The sequence below is a fragment of the Alistipes sp. D31t1_170403_E11 genome (genome assembly GCF_015553985.1).
Lineage (GTDB): Bacteria > Bacteroidota > Bacteroidia > Bacteroidales > Rikenellaceae > Alistipes > Alistipes montrealensis.
The window spans coordinates 548,870-562,974 of the sequence record NZ_JADNHQ010000002.1 but is presented as its reverse complement, the minus strand read 5'-3'; the positions used below and the strand labels follow the sequence as shown (position 1 = coordinate 562,974).

Genomic DNA, 14,105 nt, shown 5'->3' with positions numbered 1-14,105 from the left:
ATTCCGGCTTTTGCCGGAATCACCGTCCCCAGTTTCCCCGGTCCAGCGACCGGTAGTTGATCGCCTCGGCGATATCCGCCGGGGCGATGTCGTCGCGCCCGGCCAGATCGGCAATCGTGCGTGCCACCTTCAGAATCCGGTCGTAAGCCCGCGCCGAAAGCGATAGCCGCTCCATCGCCCGTTCCAGCAGCGCCGCCGAAGCCGCATCGAGACGGCAGTATTCGCGCAGCATCGCGCTGGTCATCATCGAGTTGGTGTGGACGCCTTCCATTCCGCTAAAACGCGCCGCCTGCACCGCCCGGGCCCGGATAACCCGCTCGCGCACCGCAGCGCTCGGTTCGCCCGGAGCCGCTGCCGACAGTTCCTGCGGAGCCACGGGCGTCACCTCGACATGCAGGTCGATGCGGTCCATCAGCGGCCCCGAAATGCGGCCCATGTAACGGTGGACCGACCCCGGGGAGCAGGTGCACTCCTTCGTCGGGTGGTTATAATAGCCGCACGGGCAGGGATTCATCGCCGCCACGAGCGTAAAATTCGCCGGGTATTCGACACTGTACTTCGCCCGCGAAACCACGATCTTCTTCTCCTCCAGCGGCTGCCGCAGCACTTCGAGCACACTGCGCCCGAATTCTGGCAGTTCGTCGAGCAGCAGCACCCCGTTGTGGGCCAGCGACACTTCGCCGGGCCGGGGCGACTGTCCGCCGCCGATCACGGCGACCTGCGAGGTGAGGTGATGCGGAGCCCGGAAAGGCCGCCGGGTCATCAGTCCGCCCGTCACACCCACTTTGCCCGCCACGGAGTGTATCTTGGTCGTTTCGAGGGCTTCTTCGCGCGAAAGGGGCGGCAGGATCGTCGGCAGCCGCCGCGCAAGCATCGTCTTGCCCGACCCCGGGGCGCCGATCATAATCACGTTATGCCCTCCCGCGGCAGCGATCTCCAGGGCGCGCTTCACATGCGCCTGGCCCCGCACGTCGGCGAAATCCTCGGCATAGCGCGTCGCCGCCGCATCGAACGGTTCGTCGGCGGCAGGCACGGCAGGCGCGATCTCCGTCTCGCCGTTCAGGTAGCCGACGACCTCGCGCAGCGTCGTGACGCCGATCACCCCGATGCCGTCCACGACCGCAGCCTCGGCGGCATTTTCCACCGGCAGCACCACACGCCGCAAACCTTCCGAGCGCGCCCGGATCGCAACGGGCAGTACGCCCCGCACGGGTTTCAGCGAACCGTCGAGCGACAATTCGCCGACGAACATCGTTCCGGCTACCGCCTCGGCGTCGATGCGCCCCATCGCCGCGAGAATCCCCACGGCGATCGGCAGGTCGAAGCCCGAACCCTCCTTGCGCAAATCCGCCGGGGCGAGGCTGACGACCACTTTTTTACCCGACATCCGTTCGCCCGAGTTCTCGAACGCCGCCCGGATGCGCTGTTCGCTCTCCTTCACGGCGTTGTCCGGCAGTCCCACGAGGTACATGCCCAGGCCGCCGCCCGCGATGTTGACCTCGACGGTCACCGCCACGGCGTCGATCCCGACGACTGCTCCTGCATAAGTTCGGACAAACATATTCCCGCAATCTTTAATTATGAACCGTGCATTCTGAACGGTGCGTCAAAACGGCGCCTCTTCGTCGATCTTCGCCGAACGGTTCACGTCGAATTCCCCGCCCATCGCCGCACCGAGGCCCGATGCGGCCGAAGGGTTGTTCGAACCGCTGGCGTAGTCGTCGTAGGCCTGCTGGCTCTCCGTCGCCTGTGCGGGCGGCAGCATCGAATCCTCCACGTCGGCAAAACGCGCCTGTTCTTTCAGGAAGCGCAGGTTCACGTCGCACACCGCACCGTTACGGTGCTTGGCGAGGATGATCTCGGCCATACCCGCCGTGGGCATGCCGTTCTCGTCCTGGTTGATGCCGTAATACTCCGGACGGTGAATGAAGGCCACGATGTCGGCGTCCTGCTCGATGGCGCCCGACTCGCGAAGGTCCGACAACTGGGGGCGCTTCGAGCCGCCGCGCATTTCGGTGGCACGGCTCAACTGCGACAGGGCGATCATCGGCACGTTCAATTCTTTGGCGATGGCCTTGAGCGTACGCGAGATGAAAGCCACCTCCTGCTCGCGGTTACCCTTCGTATCCTGGTTGCCGGTCATCAGCTGGAGGTAGTCGATAATGATGATCTTGATGTCGTTGTGAATCTTCAGGCGGCGGGCCTTCGAACGGAACTCGAAGACCGAAAGGGCCGGGGTGTCGTCGATGAACAGCGGCGCGGAGCCCAGCGGCTTGGTGGCCGATTCGAGATGCCGCCACTGCTCGGGCGTCAGGCGGCCCGACTTGACATCGTTACCGCTCAGGCCGGTTTCGGCGATGATCAGACGCATCATCAACTGCACGGAGGACATTTCGAGCGAAAAGAACGCCACGCCCTGCTCGTGGTCGACGGCCATATTGCGGGCCATCGAAAGCACGAATGCGGTTTTACCCATCGAAGGACGTGCGGCGATGATCACCAGGTCCGACAACTGCCAGCCCAGCGTCACACGGTCGATAGCCATAAAGCCCGACGGCACGCCGCTGAAGGCGCTGGTGTTCTTCGACGCCTCTTCGATCTGCATCAGCGCACGGGCCAGGATGTCCTTCGACGACTGCACCGAACGCTTCACATGCCCCTCGGCAACCTTGAAAATCTCGCCTTCGGCATAGCCGATCAGTTCGGTTACGTCGGTCGATTCGTCGTACGACCGCTTCTGGATTTCCGTTGCCGAACGGATCAGCTCGCGCTGAACGTATTTCTGGGCGATGATCTTGGCGTGGAACTCGACGTTGGCCGCCGAACCGACCTTCTGGGTCAACTGGGCCAGGTACGAAGCCCCGCCCACCTTCTTCAGTTCCTTCTTGGCCTTGAGCCGCTCGGTCACGGTGTAGAGGTCGATGGGCTTCAGTTCCATCGACAACTCGTTGATCGCCTTGTAGATCAGCCGGTGCTCCTCGGTATAGAACGCATCGGGGGAGACAAACTCCTGCACCGTGATGATGCAGTCCTTTTCGAGCATCAGCGCACCGAGCACGGCCTCCTCCAGCTCGACCGCCTGCGGGGGTACATTGCCGACGGTATCGGTCATCGCCTCGAACGCCTCCCGGTTACGGGAGGAGGGTGTAAAATCTTTCGCCATGTATAATCGGATTCTTTCAAAGGTCAAAAGTAAGCATAAGCGGGGAGAAATCAAAACCGAACGGAGGCCCAGTTTGTCGAAAACTATGTTTATAACATAGCTTTCGACAGCGAACGCCAAAACGACCCGGACGCCGGACCACCGAAGACCGCCCCGTTTACAACCCGGCCCCGCTCCAAGCCCCGCCCACGGCAGGCGTTTGCCGCGTGCGGCCGGAATAGGGTCCTGTTGATAAGTTTTTAAATCTACTCCTTCACACCCAGTTCGCGCTGCGAAACGGCAAGGGCGGCGATGCTGATGCGGCAGCCGGGCGCGTCGCGCAGAATGGCGGCGGCACACGAAAGGAGCGTCGACCCCGTGGTCATCACGTCGTCGACCAGCAGGACGTGCCGCCCGGCAAGCCGTTCGGGCCGACGGACAGCAAAGGCGTCTTCGACATTCCGGGCCCGTTCGCGACGGGGTTTGAGGGCCTGGCTGGCGGTGTTGCGCGTGCGGCGGACGCTGCCCCGGTCGACCGGAACACCCAACTGCGCGGCAATTCCTTCGGCAATGTATTCCGACTGGTTGTACCCCCTCCGGCAACGCTTAAAAGGGTGCAGCGGCAGCGGAACGACCACTTCCACATCGTCGTAGAGGCCGCTTTCGCGCAGATAACGCCCGTACCACTCACCCATCGCCCGGGTCGTACGCCAGGCGCCGCGGTACTTGAAGCCGTGAATCAGCCGCCGCCAGCCGCTTGCGTGGACGAAGAAGAGGAAACCCGAAGCCTGACTGACAGGAACCATCCCCCAGCATTTGCGCACGACGGGATTATCGGCCTCGCGCCAGTACCCTGTCAGCGGCGCCGTGGCGCGGCAGAAGGTGCAGACCGTCCGTTCGCCGCGCGCGAGCGGCTCCCCGCAAACGGCGCAGCGCGGCGGGAACAGCAGCGACGCGATGTCGTGCGCAAGGTCACTGAGGATCGACATTGACGACGACGGTAATCGATTTGAACGCAGGATTTTCGCCGAAGGCCTTCAGTTCGGCCGAAAGCAATTCGCGGGCGCGGGCCGACGATGCACCGCTCTCGATTTTCAGCAGGAGCCCCACGAGGTATTCGCCGCGGATGCGGTCGACGGGCGGGGTCATCGGCCCCAGCAGCCGGCGGCCGAAACGAATGCGCAGGCGTGCGGCCAAGTCCATCACCCCACCCCGCAGCACCGAAGGATCGCGGTGGCGCAGCACGAGCGACGTGAGCCGCGCATAAGGCGGATAAAAGAAGGCTTCGCGCTCGGAGAGCTGCGCCCGGGCCATGGCGCCAAAATCGCCCTCCGCAACCTGCCGGATAACGGGATGCCCGGGTTCGGAGGTCTGAATCACCACCTCGCCGCCTTCAGAACGGCGTCCGGCACGGCCCGCCACCTGCATCATCAGTTGAAAAGCCCGTTCGGCGGCCCGGAAATCGGGGTTATTCAGCAGGTTGTCGGCATTGAGGATGCCCACGAGCGACACCCCCGCGAAGTCGAAACCCTTGGTGATCATCTGCGTACCGACCAGAATGTCGGTCCTGCGGGCCTCGAAATCGGCGATAATGGCATTGAAAGCCCGTTCGGAGGTCACACTGTCGCGGTCCAGACGAGCGACACGCGCTTCGGGGAAGATTTTGGCGATCTCTTCCTCGACCTTCTCCGTCCCGAAACCCATCGGAATCACGTCGGTGACCTTGCACGAAGGACATTTCGCCGGAACGGACTCCGTATAGCCGCAGTAGTGGCAGACGAGTTTCTGTCCGCCCTTGTGGTAGGTCAACGTCACATTGCAGTGAGGACAGCGGGCTGTCCAGCCGCATTCGGAGCACTCGACATAGGGTGAAAACCCGCGGCGGTTCTGGAACAGCATCACCTGCTCGCCCCGGTCGAGGGTCTCGCCGATCTTGTCCAGCAAAAGTTTGTTGAAATGGGCTTTGCGCTCGCCGCGCTTGGCGGCCCGCAGGGTGTCGGAAACCAGAATTTCGGGCGGCCGGGCGTCGCCGTAACGCTCGGTCAGCTCCGCACGGCCATACTTGCCCGACGAGGCGTTGAGCCACGTTTCGAGCGACGGCGTGGCGCTGCCGAGCAGCGTCCTGCCCCCGCCGAGACGCGCCATCACCACGGCGCAGTCGCGGGCGTTGTAACGCGGCGCCGGATCGGCCTGTTTGTAGCTGGCGTCGTGCTCCTCGTCGACAATGACCAGTTGCAGGCGCTTCAGCGGCAGGAAGATCGACGACCGCACACCGACCACGAACTCGCCTCCCTGGGAGCGGTTCAGCCGCAGATAGGTCTCCGTACGGCGGTGGTTGGTGAGTTTCGAATGATAAGGGGTGACGCGGCTGCCGAAGATGCGCTCCATGCGCTCGATCAGTTGCGCCGTGAGGGCGATTTCGGGGACAAGCAACAGCACGTCGCCGCCCCGGGCCAGCACTTCGGCAATCAGGTGGATGTAGATTTCGGTCTTGCCCGAGCCGGTGATGCCCTGCAACAGGGCCGTGGTTTTCCCGGCGGCGAACTGTTCGCGCAAGGCATCCAGCGCCGTGAGCTGCTGCGGGGTCAGCTCCGGAAGGCGGAAGGCCGAGCCACCGCGTTCGACGGTACGTTCCCGCTCCGTACAGACGATGTATTTCTTGCGTTCGAGGGCGTGCAGCACGGCATAATCGGCCCGGAGCAGGCGGCGGGCGATTTCACCCGTCGAAATACGCGTCTCGTCGCCGGCCGAGGCCAGTTCGAGCAGCGCCTCGTATTGTTTGGGGGCGCGGCGTTCGATTTTTTCGCAGATTTCGTTAAAACGGCCTTCGTCGTGGAGCTCCGGAGCCAGCGACACGTAACATTCGGTCCGGGGACGAAACTCCTCTTCGGAAAACTCCTCCTCCGTGTCGCCCGAAGGTTTCATCAGCGCCGGCAGCGCCACGCGCATCACCTCGCCCAAGGAGCACATGTAATACGAAGCGATCCACTCCCACAGCGCCATCTGCTGCGCCGAGAGCAGGGGCACGTCGTAGAGTATGCGCTGAATCGGTTTTACGGTCTTGAAGTCAGGCCGGCGGTCATGAACCCGCCACACGATGCCCGTATAGAATTTGCGGGCGCCGAACTGCACCGCTACGGCCTGCCCCGCCGCGGCCTCCATGCCCTCGGGCACAGCAAACGTGTAAGCGGGCTGCGCCAGCGGCAGGATTATATCGGCATAGCGCTGCATCAGCCTTTGCTGATTGCCTGGAATCCTTTACCGTAAACGCCCATGACCGAGCCGACGGTCATAAAGGCTTCGGGGTCGATGGTCTTGACGAATTTGAGGATCATCGCGGTCTCGCGCTTGCGGCAGACCACCATGACGATTTTGGACTCTTTTTTCGAATACCATCCCTGCGAGTCGATGAGCGTCACGCCGCGGTGGACGTTGTCGACGATGGCCTGGGCCATTTTCTCGTAGTCGTGCGTCACGATAAAGACCTGGCTCGACTGCTGGCTTCCGGCCATGATCATATCGACCGTGTAACCCACGACGGCCGTCATGACGTAACCGTAGATCACCGCGCTGATACCCATTCCCACGAGCATTGCGGAGGCGATGATGACGAAATCGGAGTAGATGAGGATTTTGCCGTAGCTGACCGTGCGGTACTTGTTGATGATCATGGCCACGATGTCCGTGCCGCCCGTCGAACCGCCCTGCGAGAAACACAGCGCGATACCCGCACCGGCCAGGATACCGCCCATGACGATCGCCAACAGGTTGTCGACCCCGAGGAAATTGCCCTCGGGGAGCACCTCCTGCCAGAAGTTCATGCCGATGGAGATCACCACCACGCAGAAAATGGTCTTGAGGCCGAAATTCCATCCTACGATAAACCCGGCAATCGCGAGCAGGATCGCATTGACGATGAAGACCATCGTACCGATCTGCAGGTCGATTCCCGCCGAAGCGAGGGCGTTGCACAACACGAGCGACAGACCAGCCGCGCCGCCGCCGACGCCGCCCGCCGGGAGAATGCAGCCGATCCAGCCGAAAGAGTACATCAGCATGCCGACGGCCATCAGGATATACTCCTTAACAGGCTTCAGCACGATATCCGGATTGATGGATTTCATAGGGATGGGGTTATTCGGGTTATTCGGTATTTTCTTCCGCAAAGGTAGTAAAAAATTCGCCTTGATAAGTATTGCGTTCTTCCAATCTTTTTTCGAGCATCGCAAGCAGTTGTTCGTTGCGCAACAGGCCCCAGTTGCGGCCGTAATGATAACGCGGCGGAGCCTCCGAAGCGAAGCGTTCGACGACCAGTCCGGGGCGCAGCCGGCGGAGAATTTCGACGAACAGGTCGATGTATTCTTCCGGCTCCCAGAAACGGAAACGCTCCGGCGCGGCGTCGTACTCGGCAGCCATCGGCGTCGAGCGGAAAACCTGCAACTGGTGGAACTTCACGGTCGTGAGCGGCAGGGCGTTGATCCGCGCCGCCTGGTCGAGCAGCATCGCATCCGTTTCGCCCGGAAGCCCGAGGATAAAATGCGCTCCGACATGCAGACCCCGCCCGGCGGTCATCTCCACGGCACGGCGGGCGCACGCGAAATCGTGGCCCCGGTTGACGGCGCGCAGCGTAGCGTCATACGTGGATTCGATGCCGTATTCCACGGCGACATACCGATCCCGGGCCAGCTCCGCGAAGTAGTCGAGTTTGCGTTCGTCGACGCAGTCGGGACGCGTACCGACGACGATACCCGCCACGTCGGGATGCGCGAGGGCCTCGCCGTAAAGCTCCCTGAGCCGCTCCAGCGGAGCGTAGGTGTTGGAAAAGGACTGGAAATAGACCAGGTAGCGCTGCGCCGTGCGGTAGCGGTTGCGATGGAATTCGATCCCTTCGGCGATCTGCTGCCCGACGCTTTTCGAGGGCATGCAATAAGAAGGGGTGAACGCTCCGTTGTTACAGAACGTACACCCTCCCTTGCCGATCGTCCCGTCGCGGTTGGGGCAGGTGAAGCCCGCATCGACGGAAAGTTTCTGCACCCGGCAGCCGAACAGACGGCGGAAGTACCCCGCATAGGAGTTGAACCGCCTCGTATCGCCCCACGGGTAGATCATCGCTACAAGCCCCAGTCCGAAGCCTTATAGGAAGCCTTCGGCGCGTTGGGCACGTTGGTGAAGAATGCGTGCCCGGTGAGTTTTTCGAGGTCCGTGATCGACATCATCTCCTTCGAAGTCACCTTCTGGCCCTTGAGGCCGTTGTTGTGCGCGCGCACGAACGCCACGCACATCAGTTCGTCGGCCGAACAGTTCAGCACCGATTTGCCGGTGTCACCCCGCTTGGTGCGCAGTGCGGCGATGTAGAACATCGTGGGGCACGACACGTCGCTGCGACCGCCGAACGAAATTTTCTTGGGCGAGGCCGACATGCCGTAACCATCGGTATAGGACTCGAAGTAAGTGCCGATGACCAGATAGGTCGTATCGCGGCAGACCTTGCCGTCGATCCAGTCCTCGAGCGTATTCCATCCGCCGCCTCCGGTGTTGTATCCCGAGGAGTACTGCGGAGCGATATTCGTATAATAGAAGACCTGTTTGTTGACCGCCGAAGTGGTTTCGCGTTCGGCCGAACCGAGCATATGGCCCTTGTTGCAGCCACCACCCGTGCTTTTACTTTTGTATTGTATGTCCGCAGAAATATCGGGGTCCTGACGGTAGGCATTCGTGCGTCCGGAATTATTCTGGTAGCAGGCATGACGCGGCGCCGCCACCCAGACGGGACAGTGGTGCTTGGCGCTGAAGCAGACCGTATAGTTACGCGCTTTGTGGCCGCCTACCGAAAAGTCGGGGCAGATGTGGTAAGCGTAATGATAGTCGCTGTTCGACTTATTCTCCGGAACAAGCTCGGGCCATCCCGAATACTTGGCCAAACCCGTATTTCCGCCACCGCCGCCGTCCGACGAGGTGGTAAAGGTCGCCGCAGAGCTGGTGTAGGTCTGCCCGCCCCAGTCGGCGCAGAGCGCGAATTCATAGGTCGTGCCGGGCGTCAGGCCGCTCAGGGCCGCCGTCTTGGTTCCCGTTCCCGTCGAAACGGTTACCCGGTCATAGCTGCCCGACGAAACCGGCTTATACCGGAAATAAACGTCGTAGTCGGCCGTATCGTCAAAACTGAACGTACAGCTCAGCATCGCCTCGGTCTTCGTCACGCCCGACGCCGCAGGAGTTCCGAAAGCGGGCCGGTCGGGATCGGGGTCGGGCATGTCGTCCTGCCCGGTTTTGAAGACCGCTCCCTGGCTCTGAACGCGTCCGGTCGACAGGCCGGCATAGGCGAAAACCAGGTAATTCGTTTCGGGCTGAAGCCCGGTCAGCGTAGCGGCAATGCCGGCTCCGTCAACCGCGGAACCCGCCACATCGGCAAACGCGCCGATTTTATTATCGACAATGGTAGCATAGGAAAAGCCCACGCTCGTGTTTTCGAGCACGCCCTCGCCGAAACGAGTTTGGCAGCTCAGCCCGACCGTTGTGCCGTTGACCTCGGCCACAGGCGTCAGGAACCAGTCTGTTCCGGTCTCCGTCTTTTCATCCCCGCAGGAGACGAAGGCCACGGTAAGGCCCAGGAAAAGGAGTGTAATTATTTTTTTCATCGTAAATTGAAATTGCTTCATCGGCACAACAATCCCGGCGAAGAACGAAAACCGTCCTTCGTCGGGATGCGTGTATTTATATTTTCCAGAAAGAGCCGTCGAGGGTCGCCTTCGGCGCATTGGGCACGTTGGGGAAGAACGTCTGGCCGGTCTGCTCCTCGATCCACGAAACCGACTTGATAAACTGCGACGGCTGGGACCCCGAATAAACCTTGTGCTCGAACCAATAACCCGCACATTCGATCTGGTCGGACGTGAGCGTCCAGATCGGCTTCCCGGTATTGCCGCTCTTCGAGCGGATCAGCACCTTGTAGTAGTGCGTCGGCACGGTAACCGTATTGTTGTCGTTATCCTTGCAATGTTTGTTTTCGTTGGCGAAATAAGCTCCTGTAACCATATAAAGCGTATCGGAACAGATCATCTTGTGGCAGTTCTTTTCGAGCGTCGACCAGATGCCGCCGTTGAATCCGTCCTGAATCTGCGGCGACATGTTGGTATAGTAGAACGTCTGTTTGTTGGTCGGCTTGTCCGACTGCCGGTCGTTGGAGGCGAGCATGTGCCCGCGCGAGAAGCTGCCGTCGCCGCTGGCCTGGTAGGACGAACTCAAATCGGGCTGCACCGAGGCGGGGATAACGGGATCGTATCGCCACGACTTGTTCTGCCCGCCGGCCGAACCTTCCGTATAACTCGTGTGCATCGGATAGGCCACCCAGACTGCGCCGCGCATCTTCTTGCTGTAACATACCGAGTAGTTGCGACCGCCCGGCGCGCCGTCGCAGTAGTGCGCGGCATAGTAATAATCGCCGGGACGATCCTGTACGACAGGCAATTCCGCCCACTGCGAATACTTCGCCAGGCCGGAAGTTCCTCCGCCCGGCGTTGTGAAAGAGCCCTTCCCGCTGTAATAGAACTCGCCAGCCCATGCCACACAAAGCTGGAATTCATAGACCGTCGCAGGGGTCAACCCCGTCAAACCGACCGTCTTGGGGCCCGCCCCCACCGGAACGGAGACCTGCAAATAGTCGCCTGCCGACACCGCCTTGTAACGGAAATAGACGCTGTAATCAGTGGCATCCCGGTCGAACGATAAATCGCAGTTCAGCGTGGCCGTCGTCGTCGTTACGCCGGTCGCCGACGGGGTTCCGAATACGGGATCGGGGGCGGGAACCTCGCCGTCCCCGGTTTCGAAGGAGATGACAGGACTTTCCACACGGCCCGTCGAAAGATCGGCGAAGGCGCGGACAACATAGGTCGTTTCGGGAGCGAGGCTGCTCAGCGTGGAGGAGATCAGGCGGCCGTCGACCCGGCTGTTGGTCGATTCGGCAAACGAACCGATCGTACCGCTGATAACGGGCGCATAGGTAAATCCCACGTGGACGTTGTCCAGCACGCCGGCGCCGAAACGGGTCTGGCAGGTCATTTCGACCGTCGTACCGCTGACGGCGGCTTCGGGTGTCAGGAACCACTGGTTGTCATCGCCTTTCTTGTCGTCTCCGCAGGAAGCGGCGATGACTGTAAGGCCCAGCAGCAAAAATGCAACTATATTTTTCATTGGAATGAAAATGAGGTGTTTACTCTTTGTTTTTCGAATCCATCCAGATCGTCACCGGGCCGTCGTTGACCAGGGAGACCTGCATGTCGGCCCCGAATTCGCCCGTGGCGACCCCGTGGCCGGAGAGTTCTGCGACGCGTGCCGTAAAACGTTCGTAAAGGGGCCGCGAAACGGCTTCGGGGGCCGCCTTGATATAGCTCGGGCGGTTGCCCTTGCGCGTCGATGCTTGTAGTGTAAACTGGCTCACGACCAGGATTTCACCGCCCGTCTGCACGACATCGAGGTTCATCACCCCGGCTTCGTCGTCGAAGATGCGCAGCCGCACCAGTTTTCCGGCGAGGTATTCGATATCCTCGTCGCCGTCGTCGCTCCCGACGCCGACCAGCACCAGCAGTCCCGCCCCGATCCGGGACCGGATATCACCGCCGATGGTGACGGAAGCGTGTTTTACACGCTGAATCAGCAATCGCATAGCCGGAAAAGTTTAGCGGGTTTCGAAATAAGCCCACAGGTTGTCGCCCGCAGGCACGGGGGCGGTCACCGAGAGGGGTTCGCGGCGCACGGGGTGTTCGAACTCGACCCGGCGCGAATGGAGCGAGATGCCGCCTCCGGGCAGGGAGCGTTTGGCCCCGTATTTCAGGTCGCCGCGGATCGGGCATCCGATCTTCGAGAGCTGGGCCCGAATCTGATGGTGGCGGCCCGTAAGCAGTTCGACCTCCACGAGCGTGTAGTTCGTTCCCGCCCCGAGCGTTTCGTAGCGCAGGCGCGCCTGCTTGGCGTCGCCCTTCGGGGCGTCGTAGGCCCGCGAACGGTTGGTTTTGCCGTCACGCAGGATGTAGTGGCACAGTTCGCTGCTCTCGGGCTCGGGAGTCGCCTCGGTAAGCGCCCAGTAGACCTTGTGGATGCGGCCCTCGCGGATCATCTCGTTCAGGCGGACAAGGGCTTTCGAGGTTTTGGCGAAAATCACGACCCCGCTCACCGGACGGTCGATACGGTGCACCACGCCGAGGAACACCTCGCCGGGCTTCGCGTCGCGCTGCTTGATGAAGGCCTTGATCTGGTCTTCGAGGGCGCTTTCGCCCGAGGGATCGGGCTGCACCAGATCGCCGCAGCGTTTGTTGACGATCAGCAGGTGGTTGTCTTCGTAAAGGATATCGTCCGGGTTGAACATCGTCGGAAATTACAGGATAAAGGTGAATGGCAGCAGTTTGGAAGCCGAATCGACCGCCGTCACCGTGCCGTGGCCGCTCATCAGCACCCGCATCGGGACGCCCTGGCGCCGCTCGACATCGACCATCACCTGCCGGCACTGGCCGCAGGGATAGCACTCGCGCTCCGAAGGATTCGAGGCGATGGCCAGCGTCTCGATCGGATCGTCGGCGTAGTTGGCCTGGGCATAAAACATCAGCGACCGCTCGGCACAGAGGCCCGCGGGATAAACTTCGCTTTCGAAGTTGCTGCCGTAAAGTATTCTCCCGCTGCGCAGACGCGCGGCGGCGCCTACGTGAAAGATCGAGTAGGGCGCATGCGCATTGGCCGTGGCCCGTTCGGCCTCGGCGACCAGCCTGCGGTCCGCTTCGGGAAGTTCCGACAGCGCCGCATAATGTTCATAGTCGAAACAAAACTGCTTTTCCATAACTCCTCCTTTTTTACAGGGGTGAACTACAAAGATAATGAAATTTTCAGAAATTGCTTACTGAATCGTACTTTTTCAGCCTCTCCGCTTTCAACCCGAATCAATCGTTTCATTTTCAGGCCTTTTTCGATCCGCGAAAAAGGCTTTGCCGTCGGGACAGGTCCGGCGGGGTCCGCGCAGGCGGCATCCGAACGGTTTCCGGTATCGGGAAGAACGAGGCGGACGGGCAGTACCGAAGTACGTCCCATTCGCCTCGGACAAAGGATGTGCGGAAAATGCCGCTTATAAATCGAAACCGGCCTATTCGAGGACGAACTTCGCCTGCACGTTGTACTGCAACTTGATGGTCTTGAAATCGAGCGGTTCGTCCGCCGCGGCGTCCTCGGCAGCACCCATCGCCTTGGCGCTGCGCATCACGGCCATGTTATCGTAGAAGACGGGCATCACGTTGTTGTTCGAATCGTAGATGTAGAAACACTTGCCGACCTTCTGCCCGATGGCCTCGGCCAGCGTCGCGGCGCTCTGTTTGGCGTTCTGCATCGCCTCGACGCGCACTTGTTCCTTATACTCCTCGATCTTCGAATGCGACACCTTCAGGATCGAGACATTCGAGATGCCCAGTCCGTCGAGCGCCTGCCACACCTTGGCGACCATTGCCGAGGAACCCAGTTGCAGTTGGTATTTGGCCGTAGCCACAGAGGTATTTTTCTTGAAAAACTCGCTCGACAGGTTGGCCATCTTGAGCTGCTTCTCGACATCGACGCCCGCGCGCCTGAGCGCTGCGATCATGTCGCGCTGCTGGCTCTCGACCGAAACCTTGCCCTTCGAATCGCGTTCGTTGATGATGATCTGCAAATAGAACTCGTCGGGCGTAATCTCCTTCTCGGCGCGTCCGTTCACCTGGATGTAGCTGGGGAAAGCCTCCTGCATCTGAGCCGCTGCGGGGAGCGCGAAAAGCGCCACCGCCGCCATTAAAATCAGTCGTTTCATAATTTCTTCGTTTTAGGTAAACATCTTACAAAGATGGTGCAAGCCGCGGCATCCTGCCGGAATTATTTTCGGACAAGGCCCGTTACCATCCTTCTGTGTTCAGTAAAACGCCGGAAAACCAAAATACTGCATCCCGGAGCGAAGTTTCGC

The 14,105-nt window shown here is 61.0% G+C and carries 12 protein-coding genes; all 12 read right to left on the bottom strand.

The window, feature by feature from the left end; all coding sequences use genetic code 11:
* Positions 1–19 precede the first annotated feature (19 nt).
* Complete coding sequence (locus I2E69_RS05610) at positions 20–1,561, bottom strand: YifB family Mg chelatase-like AAA ATPase (protein ID WP_195459706.1); 1,542 nt, start codon at positions 1,559–1,561, stop codon at positions 20–22.
* A gap of 45 nt (positions 1,562–1,606) precedes the next feature.
* Complete coding sequence (gene dnaB, locus I2E69_RS05605; RefSeq protein WP_195459704.1) at positions 1,607–3,163, bottom strand: replicative DNA helicase; 1,557 nt, start codon at positions 3,161–3,163, stop codon at positions 1,607–1,609.
* 245 nt (positions 3,164–3,408) lie between these two features.
* Positions 3,409–4,131, bottom strand: coding sequence for a ComF family protein (locus I2E69_RS05600; RefSeq protein WP_195459701.1), 723 nt, complete (start codon positions 4,129–4,131; stop codon positions 3,409–3,411).
* Positions 4,115–6,373 carry a primosomal protein N' gene (gene priA / locus I2E69_RS05595; RefSeq protein WP_195459698.1) on the bottom strand — a complete coding sequence of 753 codons (2,259 nt, stop codon included), beginning with the start codon at positions 6,371–6,373 and terminating at the stop codon, positions 4,115–4,117. Before priA ends, I2E69_RS05600 begins: the two co-directional genes overlap by 17 nt.
* Entirely contained in the window at positions 6,373–7,266 is an 894-nt protein-coding gene (locus I2E69_RS05590) for a YitT family protein (RefSeq protein ID WP_195459696.1), read from the bottom strand. The genes priA and I2E69_RS05590 overlap by 1 nt, the downstream gene beginning before the upstream one ends.
* Positions 7,267–7,285: 19 nt before the next feature.
* A complete protein-coding gene (locus I2E69_RS05585; RefSeq protein ID WP_195459693.1) occupies positions 7,286–8,251 on the bottom strand; it encodes a TIGR01212 family radical SAM protein in 966 nt (321 codons plus the stop codon).
* 2 nt (positions 8,252–8,253) lie between these two features.
* Positions 8,254–9,777 carry a DNA/RNA non-specific endonuclease gene (locus I2E69_RS05580; RefSeq protein ID WP_195459690.1) on the bottom strand — a complete coding sequence of 508 codons (1,524 nt, stop codon included), beginning with the start codon at positions 9,775–9,777 and terminating at the stop codon, positions 8,254–8,256.
* A 76-nt stretch (positions 9,778–9,853) separates the two neighbouring features.
* Positions 9,854–11,329: a DNA/RNA non-specific endonuclease gene (locus tag I2E69_RS05575; protein ID WP_229095395.1), complete on the bottom strand. Its 1,476-nt coding sequence runs from the start codon at positions 11,327–11,329 to the stop codon at positions 9,854–9,856.
* A gap of 19 nt (positions 11,330–11,348) precedes the next feature.
* On the bottom strand, positions 11,349–11,801 hold the full coding sequence (gene dtd, locus I2E69_RS05570) for a D-aminoacyl-tRNA deacylase (protein WP_195459687.1): 453 nt from the start codon (positions 11,799–11,801) through the stop codon (positions 11,349–11,351).
* A gap of 12 nt (positions 11,802–11,813) precedes the next feature.
* Positions 11,814–12,500 (bottom strand): RluA family pseudouridine synthase, encoded by a 687-nt coding sequence (locus I2E69_RS05565; protein WP_195459684.1) that lies wholly within the window; start codon positions 12,498–12,500, stop codon positions 11,814–11,816.
* 9 nt (positions 12,501–12,509) lie between these two features.
* Entirely contained in the window at positions 12,510–12,965 is a 456-nt protein-coding gene (locus tag I2E69_RS05560) for a cytidine deaminase (protein ID WP_195459682.1), read from the bottom strand.
* Positions 12,966–13,265: 300 nt separating this feature from the next.
* Positions 13,266–13,955, bottom strand: coding sequence for an SIMPL domain-containing protein (locus tag I2E69_RS05550; RefSeq protein ID WP_195459676.1), 690 nt, complete (start codon positions 13,953–13,955; stop codon positions 13,266–13,268).
* Positions 13,956–14,105 lie beyond the last annotated feature (150 nt).

Bases quoted from the DNA above. Each gene is read 5' to 3' on its own strand.
- I2E69_RS05610 (WP_195459706.1), bottom strand. From the start codon at position 1,561: ATGTTTGTCCGAACTTATGCAGGAGCAGTCGTCGGGATCGACGCCGTG.
- dnaB (WP_195459704.1), bottom strand. From the start codon at position 3,163: ATGGCGAAAGATTTTACACCCTCCTCCCGTAACCGGGAGGCGTTCGAG.
- I2E69_RS05600 (WP_195459701.1), bottom strand. From the start codon at position 4,131: ATGTCGATCCTCAGTGACCTTGCGCACGACATCGCGTCGCTGCTGTTC.
- priA (WP_195459698.1), bottom strand. From the start codon at position 6,373: ATGCAGCGCTATGCCGATATAATCCTGCCGCTGGCGCAGCCCGCTTAC.
- I2E69_RS05590 (WP_195459696.1), bottom strand. From the start codon at position 7,266: ATGAAATCCATCAATCCGGATATCGTGCTGAAGCCTGTTAAGGAGTAT.
- I2E69_RS05585 (WP_195459693.1), bottom strand. From the start codon at position 8,251: ATGATCTACCCGTGGGGCGATACGAGGCGGTTCAACTCCTATGCGGGG.
- I2E69_RS05580 (WP_195459690.1), bottom strand. From the start codon at position 9,777: ATGAAAAAAATAATTACACTCCTTTTCCTGGGCCTTACCGTGGCCTTC.
- I2E69_RS05575 (WP_229095395.1), bottom strand. From the start codon at position 11,329: ATGAAAAATATAGTTGCATTTTTGCTGCTGGGCCTTACAGTCATCGCC.
- dtd (WP_195459687.1), bottom strand. From the start codon at position 11,801: ATGCGATTGCTGATTCAGCGTGTAAAACACGCTTCCGTCACCATCGGC.
- I2E69_RS05565 (WP_195459684.1), bottom strand. From the start codon at position 12,500: ATGTTCAACCCGGACGATATCCTTTACGAAGACAACCACCTGCTGATC.
- I2E69_RS05560 (WP_195459682.1), bottom strand. From the start codon at position 12,965: ATGGAAAAGCAGTTTTGTTTCGACTATGAACATTATGCGGCGCTGTCG.
- I2E69_RS05550 (WP_195459676.1), bottom strand. From the start codon at position 13,955: ATGAAACGACTGATTTTAATGGCGGCGGTGGCGCTTTTCGCGCTCCCC.